21 protein-coding genes and 1 other RNA gene are annotated in these 20,899 nt (G+C 63.1%); 18 read left to right on the top strand and 4 right to left on the bottom strand.

Features of this window, described 5'->3' with window-relative positions; genetic code table 11:
* Positions 1-61 precede the first annotated feature (61 nt).
* The 4 genes from rplM to AC3Z8Y_RS19960 all read left to right on the top strand — a co-directional run bounded on the left by rplM (position 62) and on the right by AC3Z8Y_RS19960 (position 2,273).
* Positions 62-490, top strand: a complete 429-nt coding sequence (rplM, locus tag AC3Z8Y_RS19975; RefSeq protein ID WP_181115400.1) for a 50S ribosomal protein L13 — start codon at positions 62-64, stop codon at positions 488-490.
* A 14-nt stretch (positions 491-504) separates the two neighbouring features.
* Positions 505-897 (top strand): 30S ribosomal protein S9, encoded by a 393-nt coding sequence (rpsI, locus tag AC3Z8Y_RS19970; protein WP_181115398.1) that lies wholly within the window; start codon positions 505-507, stop codon positions 895-897.
* Positions 898-1,209: 312 nt separating this feature from the next.
* Positions 1,210-1,827: a glutathione S-transferase N-terminal domain-containing protein gene (locus tag AC3Z8Y_RS19965; protein WP_181115397.1), complete on the top strand. Its 618-nt coding sequence runs from the start codon at positions 1,210-1,212 to the stop codon at positions 1,825-1,827.
* A 17-nt stretch (positions 1,828-1,844) separates the two neighbouring features.
* Positions 1,845-2,273 (top strand): ClpXP protease specificity-enhancing factor, encoded by a 429-nt coding sequence (locus tag AC3Z8Y_RS19960; RefSeq protein ID WP_490087275.1) that lies wholly within the window; start codon positions 1,845-1,847, stop codon positions 2,271-2,273.
* Positions 2,274-2,318: 45 nt separating this feature from the next.
* Here AC3Z8Y_RS19960 and AC3Z8Y_RS19955 read toward each other — a convergent pair whose 3' ends face one another.
* From AC3Z8Y_RS19955 to AC3Z8Y_RS19940, 4 genes are all read right to left on the bottom strand, one after another.
* Complete coding sequence (locus tag AC3Z8Y_RS19955) at positions 2,319-2,897, bottom strand: BON domain-containing protein (protein ID WP_181115391.1); 579 nt, start codon at positions 2,895-2,897, stop codon at positions 2,319-2,321.
* The gene (locus AC3Z8Y_RS19950) at positions 2,894-3,487 is read right to left on the bottom strand and encodes a phosphoheptose isomerase (protein WP_490087274.1); all 594 of its coding nucleotides are present in this window, start codon (positions 3,485-3,487) and stop codon (positions 2,894-2,896) included. The genes AC3Z8Y_RS19955 and AC3Z8Y_RS19950 overlap by 4 nt, the downstream gene beginning before the upstream one ends.
* 95 nt (positions 3,488-3,582) lie before the next feature.
* Positions 3,583-3,957, bottom strand: a complete 375-nt coding sequence (locus tag AC3Z8Y_RS19945) for a YraN family protein (RefSeq protein ID WP_490087273.1) — start codon at positions 3,955-3,957, stop codon at positions 3,583-3,585.
* On the bottom strand, positions 3,954-5,729 hold the full coding sequence (locus AC3Z8Y_RS19940; protein ID WP_490087272.1) for a penicillin-binding protein activator: 1,776 nt from the start codon (positions 5,727-5,729) through the stop codon (positions 3,954-3,956). The genes AC3Z8Y_RS19945 and AC3Z8Y_RS19940 overlap by 4 nt, the downstream gene beginning before the upstream one ends.
* Before the next feature lie 149 nt (positions 5,730-5,878).
* Here AC3Z8Y_RS19940 and rsmI point away from each other — a divergent pair, with 149 nt between their 5' ends.
* From rsmI to AC3Z8Y_RS19870, 14 genes are all read left to right on the top strand, one after another.
* Entirely contained in the window at positions 5,879-6,745 is an 867-nt protein-coding gene (rsmI, locus tag AC3Z8Y_RS19935; RefSeq protein WP_490087271.1) for a 16S rRNA (cytidine(1402)-2'-O)-methyltransferase, read from the top strand.
* A gap of 100 nt (positions 6,746-6,845) precedes the next feature.
* Positions 6,846-7,203: RNase P RNA component class A (rnpB, locus tag AC3Z8Y_RS19930), an RNA gene on the top strand.
* A gap of 326 nt (positions 7,204-7,529) precedes the next feature.
* Positions 7,530-7,985 (top strand): division/cell wall cluster transcriptional repressor MraZ, encoded by a 456-nt coding sequence (gene mraZ / locus AC3Z8Y_RS19925; protein ID WP_181115377.1) that lies wholly within the window; start codon positions 7,530-7,532, stop codon positions 7,983-7,985.
* Complete coding sequence (gene rsmH / locus AC3Z8Y_RS19920) at positions 7,982-8,929, top strand: 16S rRNA (cytosine(1402)-N(4))-methyltransferase RsmH (RefSeq protein WP_490087270.1); 948 nt, start codon at positions 7,982-7,984, stop codon at positions 8,927-8,929. Before mraZ ends, rsmH begins: the two co-directional genes overlap by 4 nt.
* Positions 8,926-9,219, top strand: a complete 294-nt coding sequence (gene ftsL / locus AC3Z8Y_RS19915) for a cell division protein FtsL (protein ID WP_181115373.1) — start codon at positions 8,926-8,928, stop codon at positions 9,217-9,219. Before rsmH ends, ftsL begins: the two co-directional genes overlap by 4 nt.
* Entirely contained in the window at positions 9,219-10,967 is a 1,749-nt protein-coding gene (locus AC3Z8Y_RS19910) for a peptidoglycan D,D-transpeptidase FtsI family protein (RefSeq protein WP_181115750.1), read from the top strand. Before ftsL ends, AC3Z8Y_RS19910 begins: the two co-directional genes overlap by 1 nt.
* The gene (locus AC3Z8Y_RS19905) at positions 10,967-12,430 is read left to right on the top strand and encodes a UDP-N-acetylmuramoyl-L-alanyl-D-glutamate--2,6-diaminopimelate ligase (protein WP_490087269.1); all 1,464 of its coding nucleotides are present in this window, start codon (positions 10,967-10,969) and stop codon (positions 12,428-12,430) included. Before AC3Z8Y_RS19910 ends, AC3Z8Y_RS19905 begins: the two co-directional genes overlap by 1 nt.
* Positions 12,423-13,790, top strand: coding sequence for a UDP-N-acetylmuramoyl-tripeptide--D-alanyl-D-alanine ligase (locus AC3Z8Y_RS19900; RefSeq protein ID WP_490087268.1), 1,368 nt, complete (start codon positions 12,423-12,425; stop codon positions 13,788-13,790). Before AC3Z8Y_RS19905 ends, AC3Z8Y_RS19900 begins: the two co-directional genes overlap by 8 nt.
* Positions 13,790-14,872 carry a phospho-N-acetylmuramoyl-pentapeptide-transferase gene (gene mraY, locus AC3Z8Y_RS19895; RefSeq protein ID WP_181115367.1) on the top strand — a complete coding sequence of 361 codons (1,083 nt, stop codon included), beginning with the start codon at positions 13,790-13,792 and terminating at the stop codon, positions 14,870-14,872. Before AC3Z8Y_RS19900 ends, mraY begins: the two co-directional genes overlap by 1 nt.
* Before the next feature lie 4 nt (positions 14,873-14,876).
* Positions 14,877-16,223, top strand: a complete 1,347-nt coding sequence (gene murD, locus AC3Z8Y_RS19890) for a UDP-N-acetylmuramoyl-L-alanine--D-glutamate ligase (RefSeq protein ID WP_490087267.1) — start codon at positions 14,877-14,879, stop codon at positions 16,221-16,223.
* A complete protein-coding gene (gene ftsW, locus AC3Z8Y_RS19885) occupies positions 16,220-17,434 on the top strand; it encodes a putative lipid II flippase FtsW (RefSeq protein ID WP_490087266.1) in 1,215 nt (404 codons plus the stop codon). Before murD ends, ftsW begins: the two co-directional genes overlap by 4 nt.
* Positions 17,424-18,494, top strand: a complete 1,071-nt coding sequence (murG, locus tag AC3Z8Y_RS19880; protein WP_490087265.1) for an undecaprenyldiphospho-muramoylpentapeptide beta-N-acetylglucosaminyltransferase — start codon at positions 17,424-17,426, stop codon at positions 18,492-18,494. Before ftsW ends, murG begins: the two co-directional genes overlap by 11 nt.
* A complete protein-coding gene (murC, locus tag AC3Z8Y_RS19875) occupies positions 18,487-19,941 on the top strand; it encodes a UDP-N-acetylmuramate--L-alanine ligase (protein WP_490087264.1) in 1,455 nt (484 codons plus the stop codon). Before murG ends, murC begins: the two co-directional genes overlap by 8 nt.
* Positions 19,938-20,897 (top strand): D-alanine--D-alanine ligase, encoded by a 960-nt coding sequence (locus AC3Z8Y_RS19870; protein WP_490087263.1) that lies wholly within the window; start codon positions 19,938-19,940, stop codon positions 20,895-20,897. Before murC ends, AC3Z8Y_RS19870 begins: the two co-directional genes overlap by 4 nt.
* The last annotated feature ends 2 nt before the right edge of the window (positions 20,898-20,899 follow it).

Here is a 20,899-nt window from a genome sequence, read left to right as displayed (position 1 = left end):
AAGCACTATTCAGTAAGCTCCGCCGTCTATTTTTGCTGGACGGCCCCTGAGGCTATAAAGAATGAAAACTTTTACTGCTAAACCGGAAACAGTAAAGCGCGACTGGTTTGTCGTCGACGCCGCTGGCCAGACCCTGGGTCGTCTGGCTACTGAAATCGCGAGCCGTCTGCGTGGCAAGCACAAGCCTGAATTCACTCCGCACGTTGACACCGGTGACTACATCGTCGTCATCAACGCCGAGCAGGTTCGTGTAACCGGCGCCAAGTCCACGGACAAGGTGTACTACTCCCACTCCGGTTTTCCGGGCGGTATCAAATCGATCACTTTCGACAAGCTGATCGACAAGGCACCTGAGCGCGTGATCGAGACCGCGGTCAAAGGCATGCTGCCGAAGAACCCGCTGGGTCGCGACATGTACCGTAAGCTGAAAGTCTATGCGGGCGCTGTACACCCTCATACTGCTCAGCAGCCCCAAGAACTGAAGATTTAACGGAATAGTTCACTATGTCGGCGACTCAAAATTACGGCACTGGCCGTCGCAAGACCTCTACCGCTCGCGTTTTCCTGCGTCCGGGTACCGGTAACATCTCCATCAACAACCGCACGCTGGATTCCTTCTTCGGTCGTGAAACTGCGCGCATGGTTGTTCGTCAGCCTCTGGAACTGACCGGCACCGTCGAGAAATTCGACGTGTTCGTGACCGTTTCCGGCGGTGGCGTAAGCGGCCAAGCTGGCGCCATCCGTCACGGTATCACCCGTGCCCTGATGGTGTACGACGAAACCCTGCGTGGCGATCTGCGCCGTGCCGGCTTCGTTACCCGCGATGCCCGTGAAGTTGAGCGTAAGAAGGTTGGTCTGCGTAAAGCGCGTAAGCGTCCGCAGTACTCCAAGCGTTAATTCGCTGCTCAAGCTTCAACAAAAAGCCTGGTTCGAAAGAACCGGGCTTTTTGTTTTCAGTGTCCCTGATCCTCTGGTGTTGCCCTTATTCGCGAGCTGGCGCCGGATGGCCGGCCCCGGCGCTTCCCACAGGGTGAAAGGCCTTGCGCGATGACCGCGGTCAGCCCCGCTGACAGCAAAATTGTTGTAAGATTCGCAGTTATCGCGCGCCTTGGGGTGTTTCCGTTCGCTGTTGCCTGGCTAGTGCCGGGCCCTGTGCGGGGGAAGCGCCTCGGGCGCGTTCGTTTATCTGTTTCCAGCGAGGAGATCGCCATGGGCGTAACCAACAGGTTGGCCTGCTACTCCGATCCTGCCGACCATTATTCCCATCGCGTGCGTATCGTGTTGGCCGAGAAGGCCGTTACCGTGCAAATCATCGACATCGCTCCGGGGCGCCCGCCGGCGGCGTTGATGGAAGTAAACCCTTACGGCAGCCTTCCCACGCTCGTGGATCGCGACCTTGCGCTGTATGAGTCCACGGTAGTGATGGAGTACCTCGACGAGCGCTACCCTCATCCTCCGTTGCTTCCCGCCTACCCCGTGGCTCGCGCCAATGCTCGGCTGTTGATGCACCGTATCCAGCGGGACTGGTGTGGGCATGTGGATCTGCTGCTCGATCCGCGCAGCAAAGAGGCAGCACGGGTCGAGGCGCGCAAGCATTTGCGCGAAAGCCTTACGGGGGTATCCCCGCTGTTTGCCGAGATGTCCTGCTTCATGAGTGATGAGCAAAGCCTGGTTGACTGCTGTCTATTGCCCATACTGTGGCGGCTCCCGGTCATGGGCGTCGAATTGCCGCGTGCGGCGAAGCCCTTGCTCGATTACATGGATCGGCAATTTGCCCGAGAAGCGTTCCAGGCCAGCCTCTCGGCTGCCGAACGTGAAATGCGTTAGTTTTAGAGGAGCCCTTGATGAATTCCAGTCGTCCCTATCTGGTCCGCGCCTTGTATGAGTGGATCGTAGATAACGATTGCACGCCCCATATCCTGGTAAATGCCGAATACCGCGCGGTGCAAGTCCCGGAGGGCTTCGCGACCGATGGGCAGATCGTGCTCAACGTTTCGCCCACTGCGGTGCGTCACCTGCACATGGATAACGAAGCCGTCAGCTTTGAAGGCCGCTTCTCCGGCGTTGCCCATACCTTGTATGTGCCGGTCGGGGCCATCATGGGTATCTACGCACGTGAGAACGGGCAAGGCATGGTATTTGACCCTGAAGTGCCTTCGTTGGATGACGATGAGCTCGACCTGGAAGAAGAAGGCCTGGATGACGACCAGCCACCGCCCGGCGGTCAGCCGCCTCGCCCAAGCGGGCGGCCCAGCCTTAAAGTGGTGAAATAAAAAAAGGCGACCTTCGGGTCGCCTTTTTTTCGCCTGTGAAGCTGATCAGTCGATGTACTCGAACAGCTTCACAATTTTCTGCACCCCGGAAACGCTCTGCACCAGGTTGGTAGCACGGGTCGCTTCCTGTTGGGTTACCAGGCCAAGCAAGTACACGATGCCGTTCTCGGTCACAACCTTGATGCGCGAGCCGGGGATGGTGTTATCCGCGAACATCTGTGTCTTGATCTTGGTGGTCAGTACCGCGTCGTTGCTGCGTGCCAGCAAGGATGACGGCTGAATGACCTGTAGCTCGTTCTCCACCTTTTTCACCCGCTGTACCGAAGCGGCGGCCTGCTCGGCCATGGCTTTGAGGTCTGCCCGCGGCGTTTGGCCGGCCAGCAGCACCACGCCGTTGTAGCTGGTGACCACGATGTGCGAGCCCTGGTCCAGGTCCGGGCTGGCTTTGGCAACGTTGACCGCGACCTTGGTTTCGATCAGCGAGTCGTCGATCTTGCTGCCCAGGGTACGGGTGCCTCGATCATCATCGATGGGTTTGTCGCGGGTAGCCGTCAGCACGGAGCTGCAGCCGGAGAGGGCAAGGCAAAAGGTGAGGGCCGCAAGGCCGACGCGGGTGGGGCTCATTCTTCACTCCCGAACAGTTGGCTGTCGATCAAATCGCAGAGGCAGTGGATAGCCAGCAAGTGTACTTCCTGGATGCGCGCCGTAACCTGTGACGGCACGCGAATTTCGACATCTTCGGGCAGCAGCAGCGAGGCCATGCCGCCACCGTCGCGGCCAGTGAGGGCGACTACCGTCATGTCACGGTCGTGCGCCGCCTGGATCGCCTGGATCACGTTGGCAGAGTTCCCGCTGGTGGAAATGGCCAGCAGCACATCGCCCGCCTGTCCCAATGCGCGAATCTGCTTGGAGAAGATTTCGTTGTAGCTGTAGTCATTGGCGATGGAGGTGAGCGTGGAGCTGTCGGTTGTGAGCGCAATGGCCGGCAGGCCGGGGCGCTCGCGCTCGAAGCGGTTGAGCATCTCCGACGAGAAATGCTGGGCATCGCCAGCCGAACCGCCGTTGCCACAGGCCAACACCTTGCCCTCGCTGAGCATGGCATTGACCATTACCTGGCTGGCCTGCTCGATATGTGGGGCAAGCACTTCCATCGCTTGTAGTTTGGTGTCGATGCTGGCCTGGAAAAGCCGGCGAATCCGGGATTGCATGTCCATCGTTTACCTTAGAAAACCTTGGCCCGCGAAGCGGGAGCGCTACCAGTGGGCTGGTGCGGAACTATCAGAGTGGATCGGCCAGCCACAGCCTGTAATCAACTCGAGAACGCGTCCTTGAGCCAGGTCAGGCCAGGGGCGCTCGGGTCGTTGCCTTCAATGGCGATGATGTCGAAGCGGCACGGGTGGTCTGCCCATACGGGCTCTTCGAAGAGGTACCGTTCAGCGGCATTGATCACGCGAGCCTGCTTGCGGCTGTCGATGCTTCCCAAGGCGCCGCCCCATTGGCGGTGCCGGCGATAGCGAACTTCGGCGAATACTACTGTATCGCCATCTAGCATGACCAGATCCAGTTCACCTTCGCGGCAACGCCAGTTGCACGCCAACAGCCGCAAGCCGTGCTCATTCAGGTGCCGCTCCGCCCAGGCCTCGGCTTGCTTGCCGTGTTCCCCAGGGTGTACCGGGTTGTTCACTGGCCGCTGGCCGGTAACCGCTCGACCTTGCCATTGCTGAACTGCGCCCACGGCAGCTGCCGTTCAATGCGCTGGGCATTGTTGAGGCTGAGGCTGCCTGAAAGGCCCTCGATACGGTTTTCAGGCAGCGCCTTGAGCTGGCCCAGGCGTGGCGCGAGTGTGTAGGCATCCGCACCCATGGCGTATAGCCGGCCCAGGCTGCTGTTAGCCTGCGGCCACTGGCGCGCAACCTGTTGGCGCAAACCGTTGCTCGTATCCAGCAACCAGGGGGTTTCACAGAAGCGCACCCCGTTAAGGTCGTTGTACTGCGCCTGGTCTCCACTGGCGCTGTAGACGTGCGAGGTGGCATAGACGGGCACATCGCCTGCGTACTGATAGTTGAGCGTGGGCTTTACTTGCTGGGCCTGTTGCGGCGTGGCCGTCATGTAGATGAAGTCGATGTCCTGGCGGCGAGTACCCTGACCACCCGTTCCGGTCTGCCGTACCTGCATCAGCTCGCCGATCTGTTGGGCGAGCGCAACAGGCTGATCGATCTGGATGGCAGCCACCAGTGTGCCGCCACTGGCTTGCCAGTCCTGGCGGAACGCGGCCAGCACACGGTCACCGAATTCGCCTTTGGGAACGATGGCTGCGGCATGTTGCAGGCCATCGGCGTGCGCACGCCGGGCCACTTCACGCGCTTCGTCTTCGGCAGCCAGGCCGAACTGGAACAGCTGCGAAGGGCCGGGTTGGTTACTGTCACTGTAATTGAGTGCCAGCGTGATGATGGGCAGTTGAGGGCGGGTGCTCAGTTGTTTCACCAGGTTCTTTTCCAGGGGGCCAACTACCATCTGAACGCCGGCCGCCTGCGCCTGGCGATAGAAGTCGTCCATGGACGTTACCCGGGAGCTGTCATAGAACTCGATCGCGGGCGCCGGCTGGCCGGCTTGCAGCGCCTGGTAATGCGCTGCCATGAAGCCATCGCGCAGCGCCCGGGCCACGCCCGCCAGTTGGCCTTGCTGGGGCAGCAGCAGCGCGATACGGTCCAGCGGCTGATTGGTTACGGCCATTAGTTGTTGCAATGGCAGAGGCAGCGTGCGGGCCGCCGGATGGGTAGCATGTTGGGCACGCCAGGCTTCAATGGCGGCTTTCTGTTGTTCGAGAGTGCCAGGCGTTTTCACCACCTGGGCGAGGCTGAGCCAGCCAGCCAGGTCATCGTTGCCGGCTGGCTGCGCCTGATCGGCGGGAAGGCTGGCTACCAGCTTCCAGATTTCTTCATGGTTCGCCGCAGCCGCCTCCCCTTGCAGCGTCGGCGCCATGAAAATACGTTCGCGCGCGGCGGCGAGGGCCTGGCCGTCTGCTTCCAGGGCGCGGGCGCGCACGGTCTGGGTACGGATCTGTTGGTCGAGCGGCAGCTCACCCAGGTGTTGCAGGCTGGGATGACCCAGCGCGGTAAGCGCCGCCTTGGGGTCGTTGCGGTTCAGCGCCAGTTCGGCCAGCAAGGTGCTGGCGAACACCTGCTGGGCGGGCTTGAGGCGGTTCAGGTCGATGTCGCCGAAGATCTGCGTGGCCTGGGCGTCGTTATGTTGCTCCATTGCCTTGCTGGCGGCTGTGAGACGCAGGAACGCAGCCTCTTCGGGAGATTGGCTTGCGCTGGCTTGCTGCAGCAGCTCCTCCACGCTGGCGGCAGGCGTTCGCGGCAGTTCGCCCAGGTTCGAGCCAGGCTGGCTGGCGCAGGCCGCAAGTAGCACGGCCATGAATAAGGCGATTAGCGAACGCAGGCAACCGGTCATGTACATCTTCCTGATACGAATCGTTGAACGGGCAATTGTACCCAAGCCCGGTCGCCGGTGCGACGCCACGGCGTGCGGCCCACGGATTCGGCAAAAGCCTGCCGAGGCCGCTACAATGGCCGCTTTCCGGCGTTTCCAAGGTGTGTGCTGTGACCCTCTCAGGCGCGACAGATTCAACTTTCGGCACACTTTATGTGGTCGCCACCCCCATCGGTAATCTCGACGACATGACCCCGCGGGCATTGAATGTGCTCAAGGGCGTGGCACTGATCGCCGCTGAAGATACGCGTCACTCCCTGCGCCTGTTGCAGCATTTCGGTATCCAGACGCCCTTGGCGGCCTGTCATGAGCACAATGAGCGCGAGGATGGCGGGCGGTTCCTCGGCAAGCTGCAGGCAGGCGAAAGCGTTGCACTGATCTCCGACGCGGGCACGCCGCTGATTTCCGATCCAGGCTACCACCTGGTACGGCAAGCTCGCGCCGCAGGTGTAAAAGTGGTTCCAGTGCCTGGCGCCTGCGCCGTTATCGCTGCACTCTCCGCTGCCGGGTTGCCATCGGACAGGTTCATCTTCGAGGGCTTTCTCCCGGCCAAGGCCGCCGCCCGCGCGAGCCGGCTGGAAGCGCTGCGCGAAGAGCCGCGCACGCTGATTTTCTATGAAGCGCCCCATCGTATTCTCGAATCGGTCCAGGCGATGGAAGCCGCTTTCGGCGGCGATCGACCGGCGGTGCTGGCACGGGAGCTGACCAAAGCCTTTGAAACCCTCAAGGGCCTCCCATTGGCAGAATTGCGTGCGTTCATCGAGTCGGATTCGAACCAGCAACGCGGTGAATGCGTGGTGCTGGTGGGTGGCTGGATTGCTCCAGTGGGCGAGGACGCGATCAGTGCCGAAGCGTTGCGGGTGCTTGACCTGCTGCTGGCCGAAATGCCGCTGAAGAAGGCCGCTGCCCTGGCAGCGCAGATTACCGGCGTGCGCAAGAACCTTCTTTATCAGGTGGCGCTGGAGCGGCAGGGATAAGCGAAACGGCGAAAGCCACGCTACTTGTGCTCCTGGCCCGGGATATAAAGAAGCTCGCGGGCTGGCGCCGGCTCTTGCCGGTCTGTATCCTTGGCGGCGGAGAGTCGGTTGGACAGTCGCTGCCGTTGCATGCTCGCATGCGCGGGGGAGGAAAGTCCGGGCTCCATAGGGCAGAGTGCCAGGTAATGCCTGGGAGGCGTGAGCCTACGGAAAGTGCCACAGAAAATAACCGCCTAAGCGCTTCGGCGCCGGTAAGGGTGAAAAGGTGCGGTAAGAGCGCACCGCGCGTCTGGCAACAGTTCGTGGTCAAGGTAAACCCCACTCGGAGCAAGACCAAATAGGGTTCCATAGGCGTGGCCCGCGCTGGAACCGGGTAGGTTGCTAAAGGTGTTCAGCGATGACCACCGTAGAGGAATGACTGTCCTCGACAGAACCCGGCTTACAGACCGACTCTCCACCTTTTTCCTCCTTCCCCGTTTCGCTTGATACCCCCTCCTGGCTAGATCGAAAAAATCTTAATCCTCACAATCTACTTTAAGTATTCGACGCAATCCCCTGCCTCGGAACGGTATTCCCAGTCGATTCTGAGCGCTTTTTCACGCGTTCCACACCATCTGTGTCGTAAATCACCGATATGTAAAGGAAATCACTGACGGCGCGCCTTGACGGTGCAGGGAGGGGGTTCCTATAGTGTGCGCGAGTGGCGGAAAGTGGCAGGAAGTGGGAAATACAGGCGCATAAGGAACAATAGCGCGGCAGGGTCTTTTTTCGGGGAAGCTCAACAGTGTTTCGCGGAGCCAATGCTATCAGTCTTGACGCAAAGGGCCGTCTCGCCATGCCGAGCCGGTACCGTGACGAGCTGAATACGCGCAGTTCCGGCCAGTTGATCATCACCATCGACACTGTCGACCGTTGCCTTAACGTCTACCCCCTCGACGAATGGGAAATCATCGAAACCAAGCTCAAGGCGCTGCCCTCGCTACGTGAAGAGGTCAAGCGCCTGCAGCGGCTGCTTATTGGCAATGCCGTGGACCTGGAGCTCGATTCGAGTGGCCGCTTTCTGGTGCCGCCGCGCTTGCGCGAATACGCCCGCCTGGACAAACGGGCGATGCTGGTAGGCCAGCTGAACAAGTTTCAATTGTGGGACGAAGATACGTGGAATGCAGTTTCCGCGGCGGACCTCGAAGCTATCCAACAACCGGGCGCCATGCCTGACGAATTGCGTGACCTGATCCTGTGACGACTGACAGCAGCTTCAACCACATTACCGTGTTGCTAAACGAGGCGATCGAGGCCTTGGCCGTGCGCGCGGACGGCTGCTATATAGATGGCACCTTCGGCCGCGGCGGGCATAGCCGCCTGTTGCTCCAGCAGCTGGGGCGCGATGGCCGATTACTTGGCTTTGACAAGGACCCTCAAGCGATTGCCACGGGGCAAACGCTGGCGGCCGAAGACGGCCGCTTTGTCATTGTGCAGCGCAGTTTTGCGGAAATGGCCGACGAGGCCGAGCGCCTGGGGTTGAAAGGCAAGGTGAGCGGTATCCTGCTCGACCTTGGTGTGTCCTCGCCACAGCTGGACGACCCCACCCGCGGTTTCAGCTTCCTCAACGATGGGCCCCTGGACATGCGCATGGACCCTGACCGTGGCGTCAGCGCCGCGCAGTTCATTGCCCAGGCACCCGAGGAGGAGATTGCCCGCGTCTTCAAGGAGTACGGCGAGGAGCGCTTCGCCCGGCGCATGGCGCGTGCGGTGGTCGAGCGCCGCCAGGTTCAGCCTTTCGAGCGCACCGGTGACCTGGCGCAGGTACTCAAGGATGCGAACCCGGCCTGGGAAAAGAACAAGCACCCCGCCACCCGAGCATTCCAGGGCTTGCGGATTCACGTGAACAACGAGCTGGCAGACCTGGAAGCCGGGCTGCGGGCCGCGATGGACCTTCTGGAAGTAGGCGGGCGCCTGGCAGTCATCAGTTTCCACTCGCTCGAAGACCGCATCGTCAAACTCTTCCTGCGTCGCCTTGAAAAGGGCGAGGTGGACACACTGCCCCGCAACCTTCCGGTGCAGGTGCAGCGTTTCGACCCCATCGTCCGCACGCTGGGCAAGGCACGCTTTGCTTCAGAGGCCGAGCTCAAAGCCAACCCCCGCTCCCGCAGCGCGGTAATGCGGGTCGCGGAGAAGCTGCGGTGAGCAAGCTCTTCTTCAAGCCACTGCCAACCGGTAGCTTCCTGATGCTGCTGATGTTCGTCGCTGTCCTGGTGTCGGCCATCGCTGTGGCCTACAGCGCGCACTTGAACCGTACGCTGCTCAATGCCCTGTACACCGAACTCAACGAGCGGGACAAGGCGCAGGCTGAATGGGGCCGGTTGATCCTCGAGCAAAGTACCTGGACGGCCCATAGCCGAATCGAGGCGCTGGCCACCGAGCAGTTGAAGATGCATGTGCCCGACGCAGCCGACGTGCGGATGGTGGCGCCATGATGAAGCTCGACGGCGCACTCTATCCGTGGCGTTTCCGCGTGGTGCTGGGCTTGCTCGGCATCATGGTGGCGGCCATCAGCTGGCGGATCATCGACCTGCAGGTGGTGGATCGGGACTTTCTCAAGGGCCAGGGCGACGCGCGCAGCATGCGGCACATCCCCATTCCCGCGCACCGTGGCCTGATCACCGATCGCAACGGCGAGCCCCTGGCGGTGAGTACCCCGGTCAGCACCTTGTGGGCCAACCCCAAGGAGCTGCAACTGGCGAAGGACCGTTGGCCCGACCTTGCACGCGCCCTCGGGCAGGATCCCGCGCAGCTGAGCGAGCGTTTCGAGGCGAACGCGAACAAGGAATTCCTCTACCTGGTGCGCGGCCTTACCCCCGAGCAAGGCCAGGCAGTGCTGGACCTCAAGGTACCGGGCGTTTACGGGCTGGAAGAGTTCCGCCGGTTCTACCCGGCTGGCGACGTCACCGCGCACATGGTCGGCTTCACCGACCTCGACGACCACGGCCGCGAGGGCGTGGAGCTGGCCTATGACGAATGGCTGGCGGGCGTGGCCGGGCGGCGTCAGGTGATCAAGGACCGCCGCGGGCGGCTGATCCGTGACGTGCAAGTGACCAAGAACGCCAAGGCCGGGAAAACCCTGGCCTTGTCCATCGACCTGCGCCTGCAATACCTGGCCACCCGCGAGCTGCGCAAGGCCATCACCGACAACCAGGCCAAGGCGGGCAGCCTGGTGATCATGGACGTGAAAACCGGCGAAGTGCTGGCCATGGTCAACATGCCTACCTACAACCCGAACAACCGTCGCACCATGGTCCCGGCGGCCATGCGTAACCGGGCCATCATCGACGTGTTCGAGCCGGGCTCCACCATGAAGCCCCTGTCCATGAGCGCTGCGCTGGAAACCGGCCGCTGGAAACCCACCGACAAGGTGGATGTGTATCCCGGCTCGTTGCAGATCGGCCGCTACACCATCAAGGACGTGTCCAAGACCGAAGGCCCGGTGCTGGACCTCACCGGTATCCTGATCAACTCCAGTAACGTGGGCATGAGCAAGGTCGCGTTCGACGTCGGTGGTGAAAACATCTACCGGGTAATGTCGTCGGTTGGCCTGGGCCAGTACTCGGGGCTTGGTTTCCCCGGTGAACGCGTGGGCAACCTGCCCAACCACCGGGAATGGCACAAGGCCGAAACCGCCACGCTGTCCTATGGCTATGGCCTTTCCGTGACCGCACTGCAACTGGTGCACGCCTACGCCACACTGGCCAACCACGGCAAACTGGTGCCGCTGTCGATCCTCAAGGTCGATAACGAACCTGAAGGCGCGCAAGTGATCCCGCAGAACGTTGCGGCCACCATTCAAGGCATGTTGCAGCAGGTTATCGAAGCGCCGCGCGGCGTTTACCGGGCGCAGGTGCCTGGCTATCACGTTGCCGGCAAGAGCGGTACCGCGCGCAAGGCCACCATCGGCTCGCGCGGCTATACCGAAAACGCCTATCGCTCTCTCTTCGCAGGCTTCGGCCCGGTGGCCAACCCTCGCTATGCGGTGGTGGTGGTGATCGACGAGCCGGGTGCCGGCGGTTACTTCGGCGGCCTGGTATCGGCGCCTGTATTCAGCAAGGTGATGTCCGGCACGCTGCGCTTGATGAACGTGCCGCCAGACAACCTTCCCGCTACTCCGCAACAGCAGGCCAACGCTACCCCCGTAGCCCCGCCTGCGCCCGCCAAAGGACGGCAAGGCTGATGAGCATGCCATTGACCCACTTGTTCCCGGACGCCGGGCGTGACCCGTTGATCCGCGAACTGGCCCTCGATAGCCGGGACGTGCGCCCGGGCGACCTGTTCCTGGCGGTGCCGGGTACCCGCGTCGATGGCCGCGAGCATATCGCCGACGCCCTGGCGCGAGGCGCCGCCGCCGTTGCCTATGAGGCGGACGGCGCAAGCGTATTGCCCCTCACCAGCGCGCCCTTGATTCCAGTGCGGGGCCTGGCTCGGCAGCTCTCCAGCATTGCCGGCCGCTTCTACTCGGACCCAGGCCGCCACCTTCGGCTGGTGGGCGTTACCGGCACCAACGGCAAAACCAGCGTTACCCAGCTGATTGCGCAGGCCCTCGACCACCTGGGGTTGCCTTGCGGGCTGATCGGCACGCTGGGCAGCGGTTTTCATGGTGAGTTGAAAAGCGGCCGCCTGACTACCCCCGATGCAGTGGTTGTGCAAGCCACGCTGTCGGACCTGCGCAAAGCCGGCGCCCGTGCAGTGGCGATGGAAGTCTCCTCTCACGCACTGGAGCAGGGGCGGGTTGCCGCGCTGGATTTCTCCATCGCCGTGTTCACCAACCTGTCGCGCGACCATCTTGACTACCACGGGAGCATGCAGGCCTACGCCGAGGCCAAGGCGCGGTTGTTCGCCTGGTCCACGCTCCGTGCACGGGTGATCAACCTGGACGACCCGTTCGGTCAGGACCTGGCTTCCCGCCCCGGCGTATCGCGGGTGATCGGCTATAGCCTGGAAGACCCCACCGCCGCACTGTATTGCCGCGATGCCCGGTTCGACGACCACGGCGTGAGCGCGACCCTGGTCACCGCGCACGGTACCTTCAGCCTGCGCAGCCGCCTGCTGGGCCGCTTCAACCTGAGCAACTTGCTGGCCGCGATAGGCGCGCTGGTAGCGCTGGATTACCCGCTGGATGAAATCCTCAAAGCCGTGCCGCAGCTGCAAGGTCCTCAGGGCCGGGTGCAGCGCCTGGGCGGCGGGGATCGCCCGCTTGTAGTGGTCGACTACGCCCACACGCCAGACGCGCTGGAGAAAGTGCTGCAGGCCCTTCGCCCCCATGCCAGCGGTAACCTTGTGTGCGTATTCGGCTGCGGCGGCGACCGCGACCGCGGCAAGCGCCCATTGATGGCCCGAGTGGCCGAAGACTTCGCCGACACCGTCATCGTTACCGACGACAACCCCCGCAGCGAAGCGCCCGACACTATCTTCGCGGACATTCGGCCCGGGTTCGCCCGGCCAGAGCAGGCCCGATTCGTGTCTGGGCGTGGCGCCGCCATTGCCCAGGCCATCAGCGAAGCCCGCGCCGGGGATGTGGTGGTACTGGCAGGCAAGGGGCATGAGGATTACCAGGAAATCCTCGGCGAGCGCCAGCCATTCTCCGATATTCAACAGGCCGAAGCGGCGCTTGCCACATGGGAGGCAGACCATGCTTGAGCCTCTGCGCCTTAGCGCTGTGGCCCAGCCCCTGAATGGTCGGCTGGTGGGCAGCGACTGCAGTTTCGATGGTGTGAGCATCGATAGCCGGGCTATCCAGCCCGGGCAGTTGTTCATTGCCCTCACGGGGCCTCGCTTCGACGGCCACGACTACCTCGCGGACGTTGCCGCCAAAGGTGCGGTGGCTGCGCTGGTCGAGCGTGAAGTACCCGGCGTCGGCTTGCCGCAGCTGGTGGTTCGCGATTGCCGCGTGGCCCTTGGGGAGCTGGGCGCGCTCAACCGTGCTGTATTCCAGGGCCCGGTAGCCGCCATCACGGGTTCCAGCGGTAAAACCACTGTGAAAGAGATGCTGGCGGCCATCCTGCGTGTGCGCGGGCCGGCATTGGCCACCCGTGGCAACCTGAACAACGACCTTGGTGCGCCACTTACCCTGCTGGAGCTGGCACCCGAGCATTGGGCTGCAGCGATCGAGCTGGGCGCGTCGCGCATCGGTGAAATCCGCTACACCGTAGGGCTTACCCGCCCAATGGTGACGCTGATCAACAACGCCGGCACCGCCCACGTTGGCGAGTTCGGTGGGCCCGAGAAAATCGTCGAGGCCAAGGGGGAAATCCTCGAAGGCCTGGACGCTACCGGCGTGGCAGTGCTCAACCTTGACGACAAGGCCTTCCCGATCTGGGCGGCCCGGGCGGGCGCCCGCACGGTGCTCACCTTCGCGCTGGCCAACCCGGACGCCGACTTCCATGCCGGCCCGGTCACCGCCGATGCCCGCGGCTGCCCGGCGTTCGAGCTGCGCTGCAACGACGGTATAGAGAGTATCCAGCTGAACCTGCTGGGTGAGCACAACGTGCGCAACGCCCTGGCTGCCGCGGCTGTCGCTCGCGCCATGGGGGCCACGCTGCCGGAAATCGCCCGTGGGCTGAACAGCGTGCAGCCCGTCAAGGGCCGCACTGTTGCGCAGGTCACCCCCTCCGGTATCCGTGTTATTGACGATACATACAACGCAAACCCCTCCTCGGTGAGCGCGGCCGTTGATATACTCGCCGGCTTTTCCGGCCGCACCGTCCTGGTGCTTGGGGATATCGGCGAACTGGGTGACTGGGCTATCGAGGGCCACCGCCAGGTGGGTGCCTACGCTCGGGGCAAGGTCAGTGCGCTGTATGCCGTGGGGCCACTCATGGCTAACGCCGTCGAAGCCTTTGGGGAACACGCCCGCCATTTCGAAACTCAGGCTGATCTGATCCAGGCCCTGGCCGTGGAACAGGTGGCCGACACGACCATTTTAATAAAAGGCTCGCGCAGCGCTGCGATGGAACACGTCGTAGCGGCCCTGTGCGGTGCCAGCGGGGAGACACATTAATGCTGCTGCTGTTGGCCGAATTCCTTCAACAGTTCTACAAGGGCTTCGCGGTCTTCCAGTACCTCACCCTGCGTGGGATTCTGGGCGTACTGACTGCGTTGGTTCTTGCGCTGTGGCTGGGGCCCTGGTTCATTCGTACGCTGCAGATCCGCCAGATCGGCCAGGCTGTGCGCAATGACGGTCCGCAATCGCACCTGTCCAAATCCGGCACCCCGACCATGGGCGGCGCGCTGATCCTCTCGGCCATCGGCATCAGCACCTTGCTGTGGGCCGACCTCACCAACCGCTATGTGTGGGTGGTGCTAGTGGTCACGTTCGCCTTCGGTGCCATTGGCTGGGTGGACGACTACCGCAAGGTGATCGAAAAGAACTCCCGCGGCCTTCCAAGCCGCTGGAAGTATTTCTGGCAGTCGGTATTCGGGATCTGCGCCGCAGTGTTCCTGTACACCACCGCCAACAGCCCGATGGAAACCACGCTGATCATCCCGATGCTCAAGGATGCCAGCATCCCGTTGGGCGCGGGCTTCATGGTGCTGGCGTACCTGGTGATCGTGGGCTCGAGCAACGCAGTCAACCTCACCGACGGGCTGGATGGCCTGGCAATCATGCCAACGGTCATGGTGGGCGGGGCGCTGGGGATCTTCTGCTACCTCTCGGGTAACGTGAAGTTCGCCGACTATTTGCTGATCCCTTACGTGCCGGGTGCCGGCGAGCTGATCGTATTTTGCGGCGCGCTGATTGGCGCGGGGCTGGGCTTCCTGTGGTTCAACACCTATCCGGCGCAAGTGTTCATGGGCGACGTAGGCGCGCTGGCGTTGGGCGCGGCCCTGGGCACCATCGCGGTGATCGTTCGTCAGGAAATCGTGCTGTTCATCATGGGCGGTGTGTTCGTGATGGAAACCCTTTCGGTGGTGATCCAGGTCGCTTCGTTCAAGCTGACCGGCCGGCGCGTATTCCGCATGGCACCGATCCACCACCATTTCGAACTCAAAGGCTGGCCCGAACCCCGGGTTATCGTGCGCTTCTGGATCATCACGGTGATCCTGGTGCTGATCGGCCTGGCCACGTTGAAGCTGAGGTAGCCCTGTGTCGCTGATCGCTTCCGACCAATTCCGCATCGTTGTCGGCCTCGGCAAGAGCGGCATGTCCCTGGTTCGCTTCCTGGCGAAGCAGGGCGTTGCCTTTGCCGTGGCCGACACACGCGAGAATCCTCCGGAGCTGGCGACCTTGCAACGCGATTTCCCTGAAGTGGAAGTACGTTGCGGGGCGCTCGATGCGCAGTTTCTCTGCCGCGCCAGCGAGCTGTACGTCAGCCCTGGCCTGGCCGTGTCAACGCCCGCGCTGGCTGAAGCGGCAGCTCAAGGGGTGAAGCTGTCCGGGGACATCGACCTCTTCGCTCGCCACGCCAAGGCGCCGATCATCGCGATCACCGGCTCCAACGCCAAAAGCACCGTTACCACCCTGGTGGGCGAGATGGCACAGGCTGCTGGCAAGCGGGTGGCGGTGGGCGGGAACCTGGGTACGCCCGCGCTGGACCTTCTGGCCGACGACGTCGAGCTGTACGTGCTCGAACTGTCCAGCTTCCAGCTCGAAACCACCCATCAGCTCAACGCCGAGGTAGCCACGGTGCTCAACCTCAGCGAAGACCACATGGACCGCTACAGTGGCATGCCGGCCTACCATCTGGCCAAGCATCGGATCTTCCGTGGCGCTCGGCAGGTAGTGATCAATCGCCAGGACGCGCTCACCCGGCCGCTGCTGCGTGACGACATCAAGGTTGGGTCATTCGGCCTGAATGCCCCTGATTTCAACGCATTCGGCCTGCGCCAGCAGGGTGAAGCCCGCTACCTGGCGTTCGGTCAGGAGCTGTTGCTGCCGGTCAGCGAGCTCAAGGTACGCGGCGCTCATAATCAGGCCAACGCCGTGGCGGCGCTGGCGCTCGGGCACGCGGCCGGCCTGCCCATGGCGCCGATGCTCGACGCCGTGCGCGCATTCACAGGCCTTGCCCATCGCTGCCAATGGTTGCGCGAGCGCAACGGCGTGGCCTGGTACGACGATTCCAAAGCCACCAACGTAGGCGCCGCCCTGGCGGCGATCGAAGGGCTGGGCAGCGATATCGACGGCAAGCTGGTGCTGGTGGCCGGTGGCGACGGCAAGGGCGCGGATTTCGTGGCCCTGCGTGCTCCGGTAAGCCGCCATTGCCGGGCGGTGGTACTGATCGGGCGTGACGCCGAGCGCGTGGCCGCAGCCCTTGATGAACAGGTAATGAAAGTGCGAGTAAGCGACCTTGATGCGGCTGTAGCCCGTTGCGCCGAATTGGCCCAACCGGGCGATGCCGTGCTGCTGTCGCCTGCGTGCGCCAGCCTGGACATGTTCCGTAATTATGAAGAGCGCGGGCGCCTGTTCGCTCAAGCTGTGGAGGCGCTGGCATGATTTTCAACGTCATCAAGCCTTATCCATCGCCGCTCATCAGCAACCGTGGGATCGACATCGACTTTCCCATGCTCGCCGGCTGCCTGGCCCTGCTGGGCCTTGGCCTGGTGATGATCACGTCGGCATCCTCCGAAGTGGCGGCGGCCCAGAGCGGCAATGCGCTGTACAACATGATCCGCCACCTGATCTATCTGGTATTGGGCCTGGGTGCTTGCGGCGTGACCCTGCTGATCCCTATCGCCACCTGGCAGCGCATGGGCTGGATGCTGCTCGTGGCGGCGTTCGGCTTGCTGTTCCTGGTGATCGTGCCCGGGGTGGGCCGCGAGGTGAACGGCTCTATGCGCTGGATCGGCTTCGGTGCCTTCAACGTGCAGCCGTCGGAGCTGGCCAAGGTGTTCGTGGTCATCTTCCTCTCGGGGTACCTGGTACGCCGCCAGCAAGAAGTGCGCGAGAGCTGGATGGGCTTCTTCAAGCCGTTCATTGTGCTGCTACCGATGGCCGGCCTGTTGCTGATGGAGCCCGACTTCGGCGCCACCGTCGTGATGATGGGCGCCGCGGCCGCGATGCTGTTCCTGGGCGGGGTAGGGCTGTTCCGCTTTGCACTGATGGTGGTGCTGGCGGTGGCGGCGGTGTTTATCCTGGTGCAGGCGCAGCCCTACCGTATGGCGCGGCTTATCACCTTCACCGATCCCTGGGCAGACCAGTTCGGCTCGGGCTACCAGCTTACCCAGGCCTTGATCGCGTTCGGCCGCGGTGAGTGGTTCGGGGTTGGCCTGGGCAACAGCGTGCAGAAGCAGTTCTACCTGCCTGAAGCGCATACCGACTTCGTGTTCTCGGTGCTGGCTGAAGAGCTGGGTGTAGTGGGCTCGCTGTGCACGGTCGCGCTGTTCGTGTTCGTGTGCATCCGGGGCATGTACATCGGCCTGTGGGCCGAGAAATCCAAACAGTTCTTCGCCGCCTACATGGCGTATGGCCTGTCGTTCCTGTGGATCGGCCAGTTCCTGATCAACATTGGCGTGAACGTGGGCCTGCTGCCTACCAAGGGCCTCACCCTGCCGTTCCTCAGCTATGGTGGCAGCTCGCTGGTGATCTGCTGCGCCTGTCTGGGGCTGCTGCTACGCATCGAATGGGAGAGCCGCACGCACCTGGGCAGCGAAGAGGTGGAATTCACCGAGAAGGACTTCGCCGAGGAGCCCTACCATGGCCGGTAACGTGCTGATCATGGCAGGCGGCACCGGGGGGCATGTGTTCCCCGCGTTGGCCTGCGCGAAGGAGTTCCAGGCCCGGGGCTACACCGTGCACTGGCTGGGCACGCCACGCGGCATCGAGAACGACCTTGTGCCAGCGGCGGGCATCACCTTGCATACCATCCAGGCCAGCGGCCTGCGCGGCAAGGGGCGGCTGGCCCTGCTGAAAGCCCCGCTGATGCTGGTGAAATCCGTGCTGCAGGCGCGTTCGATCATCAAACGCTTGCGGCCGGTGTGTGTGGTGGGCTTCGGCGGCTACGTGACCGGCCCCGGCGGGCTGGCTGCGCGGCTGAGCGGCGTGCCGATCGTGGTGCACGAACAGAACGCCGTGGCCGGTACCGCCAATCGGCTGCTGCTGCCGTTGGCTACCCGAGTCTGCGAAGCTTTCCCTCAAACCTTCGCCGCCTCCGCCAAATGCCTTACCACTGGTAACCCGGTGCGCAGCGAGTTGTTCCTGGTCACACCTCGCCAACCCCTGCCGGGCCGCCGCGCCCGCCTGTTGGTGATGGGGGGCAGCCTGGGCGCCGAACCGCTCAACAAGCTGGTACCCCTGGCCTTGGCCAGCCTGCCCGAGGCCCATCGCCCGGAAGTGTTCCACCAGGCTGGCAAGCAACACGATGGCCCTACCGCCGAACGCTACAAGGCCGCTGGGGTAGAGGCTCAGGTCGCGCCATTCATCGCGGACATGGCTCAAGCCTACGCATGGGCAGACCTGGTGATCTGCCGTGCCGGCGCATTGACCGTGAGCGAGCTCGCCGCCGCGGGCCTGCCTTCGCTGCTGGTGCCGCTGCCTCACGCCATTGACGACCACCAGAGCCGCAATGCCGAATTTCTGGCCCGCGAAGGCGCTGCCTTCGTCATGCCGCAAGCAACAACCGGCGCCGCTGAACTGGCCGCGCGCCTTGAAGAGGTTTTGATGCAACCGCACACACTCGTGACCATGGCCGAGACTGCCCGCCGCTTGGCCAAACCCGATGCTACCCGCAGCGTCGTCGACGCCTGCCTGGAGGTGGCCCATGGTTGAAAGCCAACGCGCCATGCCACAACCGGAAATGCGCCGCATCCGCCGTATCCACTTCGTGGGTATCGGTGGCGTGGGCATGTGCGGTATTGCTGAAGTACTGCTGAACCTGGGGTATCAGGTCTCCGGCTCGGACCTCAAAGCCTCCGGCGTGACCGAGCGCCTGCGTGCCTTCGGCGCCGAAGTATTCATCGGCCACCGCGCCGAGAACGCCGCCCGCGCCGACGTGCTGGTGGTGTCGAGCGCCGTGAACGTCAGCAACCCGGAAGTTGCCACTGCGCTGGAGCGTCGCATTCCCGTGGTACGCCGCGCCGAGATGCTCGCCGAGTTGATGCGCTACCGCCATGGCATCGCCGTGGCCGGCACCCATGGCAAAACCACCACCACCAGCCTGCTTGCCTCGGTATTCGCCGCGGCCGGCCTGGACCCGACCTTCGTGATCGGTGGGCGCTTGAATGCCGCGGGCACCAATGCCCAGCTGGGCAGCAGCCGCTACCTCATCGCCGAAGCGGACGAAAGCGATGCAAGCTTCCTGCACCTGCAGCCGTTGGTAGCCGTGGTTACCAACATCGATGCCGATCACATGGAAACCTACGAAGGGGACTTCAACAAACTGAAGAAAACCTTCGTCGAGTTCCTCCACAACCTGCCGTTCTACGGTTTGGCGGTGGTGTGCCTGGACGACGCCGTGGTGCGCGAGATTCTTGCGCAAGTGGCTCGGCCTGTCGTCACGTATGGCGTGCACGATGCCGCCGACGTGCGTGCGATCAACATCCGCCAGGCCGGCATGCAAACCTACTTCACCGTATTGCGCCGGGACCGTGAGCCGCTGGACGTGTCAGTGAACATGCCGGGCAACCACAACGTATTGAATGCCCTGGCAACTATTGCCATTGCCACCGACGAAGGCATCAGCGACGACGCCATCGTGCGCGGGCTTTCGTGCTTCCAGGGCGTGGGCCGTCGCTTCCAGGTATACGGCGAACTGCCGGTCGACGGTGGTTCGGTGATGCTGGTGGACGACTACGGCCATCACCCGCGTGAAGTGTCTGCGGTGATCCAGGCCGTGCGCGGCGGCTGGCCGGATCGCCGCCTGGTCATGCTTTATCAGCCGCACCGTTATAGCCGCACCCGTGACCTCTACGACGATTTCGTGCAGGTGCTGGGCGATGCCAACGTGTTGATGCTGATGGAAGTGTACCCGGCGGGGGAAGAGCCGATCCCGGGCGCGGACAGCCGCCAGCTGTGCCGCAGCATCCGCCAGCGCGGCCAGCTGGACCCGATCTACGTGGAACGCGGCACTGACATCGCGCCAGTGGTCAAGCCACTGCTGCGCCCTGGCGACATCCTGCTGTGCCAGGGCGCCGGAGACGTCGGCGCCATCGCCCCTCAATTATTGAAAAGCCCGCTGTTTGCCGGTGCAGTAGCCACCCCGGGGAAAAGCCAATGAACGCCCGCGCGTATGAAAGCCTGAAGTCCAACGTGGCGCCGAGTGACTTCGGCCGCGTCGCCGTGCTGTACGGCGGCACCAGTGCCGAGCGGGAGGTGTCGCTCAAGTCCGGCGCGCAGGTGCTGGGTGCGTTGCAGGCTGCGGGCGTGAATGCCTTTGGCATCGACGTGGGCCCAGACCTGCTGCAGATCCTGCTGCGCGAGAAGATCGACCGCGCCTTCATCATCCTGCATGGCCGCGGTGGCGAAGACGGCAGCATGCAAGGGCTGCTGGAGTGCCTGAGCATCCCTTATACCGGCAGCGGCATCCTTGCCTCCGCGCTGGCGATGGACAAGCTGCGCACCAAGCAGGTGTGGCACAGCCTGGGCATTTCCACCCCGCGGCACGCGGTATTGGCCAGCGAAGCCGATTGTGTGAACGCCATCACGGAACTGGGGCTGCCTTTGATCGTCAAACCCGCCCATGAAGGTTCAAGTATCGGCATGGCGAAGGTGACCAGCATCAACGAACTGGTCAATGCCTGGAAAGACGCCAGCGCCTATGACTCGCAAGTGTTGGTCGAACAGTGGATCGACGGCCCTGAATTCACCGTGGCCGTACTGCGTGATCAGGTATTGCCTGCGATCGCCCTCGGCACCTCGCATACGTTCTACGACTACGACGCCAAGTACCTGGCCAATGACACCCAGTACCGCATTCCCTGTGGGCTGTCGCCCGAGAAGGAAGAGGAACTGATGGAATTGAGCCAGCGCGCCTGCGCGGCCATCGGAATCAGCGGCTGGGGCCGCGTGGACGTGATGCAGGACGCCAAGGGTACGTTCTGGTTGCTGGAAGTGAACACCGCCCCGGGCATGACCGACCACAGCCTGGTACCTATGGCGGCACGCGCTGCCGGCCTGGACTTCCAGCAGCTGGTGCTGTCCATCCTCACCGACTCACTGCAGGCGAGGGGCTGATC

The organism is Pseudomonas sp. 3MAES_34.3B (assembly GCF_058145875.1).
This window is presented reverse-complemented; position numbering and strand designations above follow the sequence as displayed.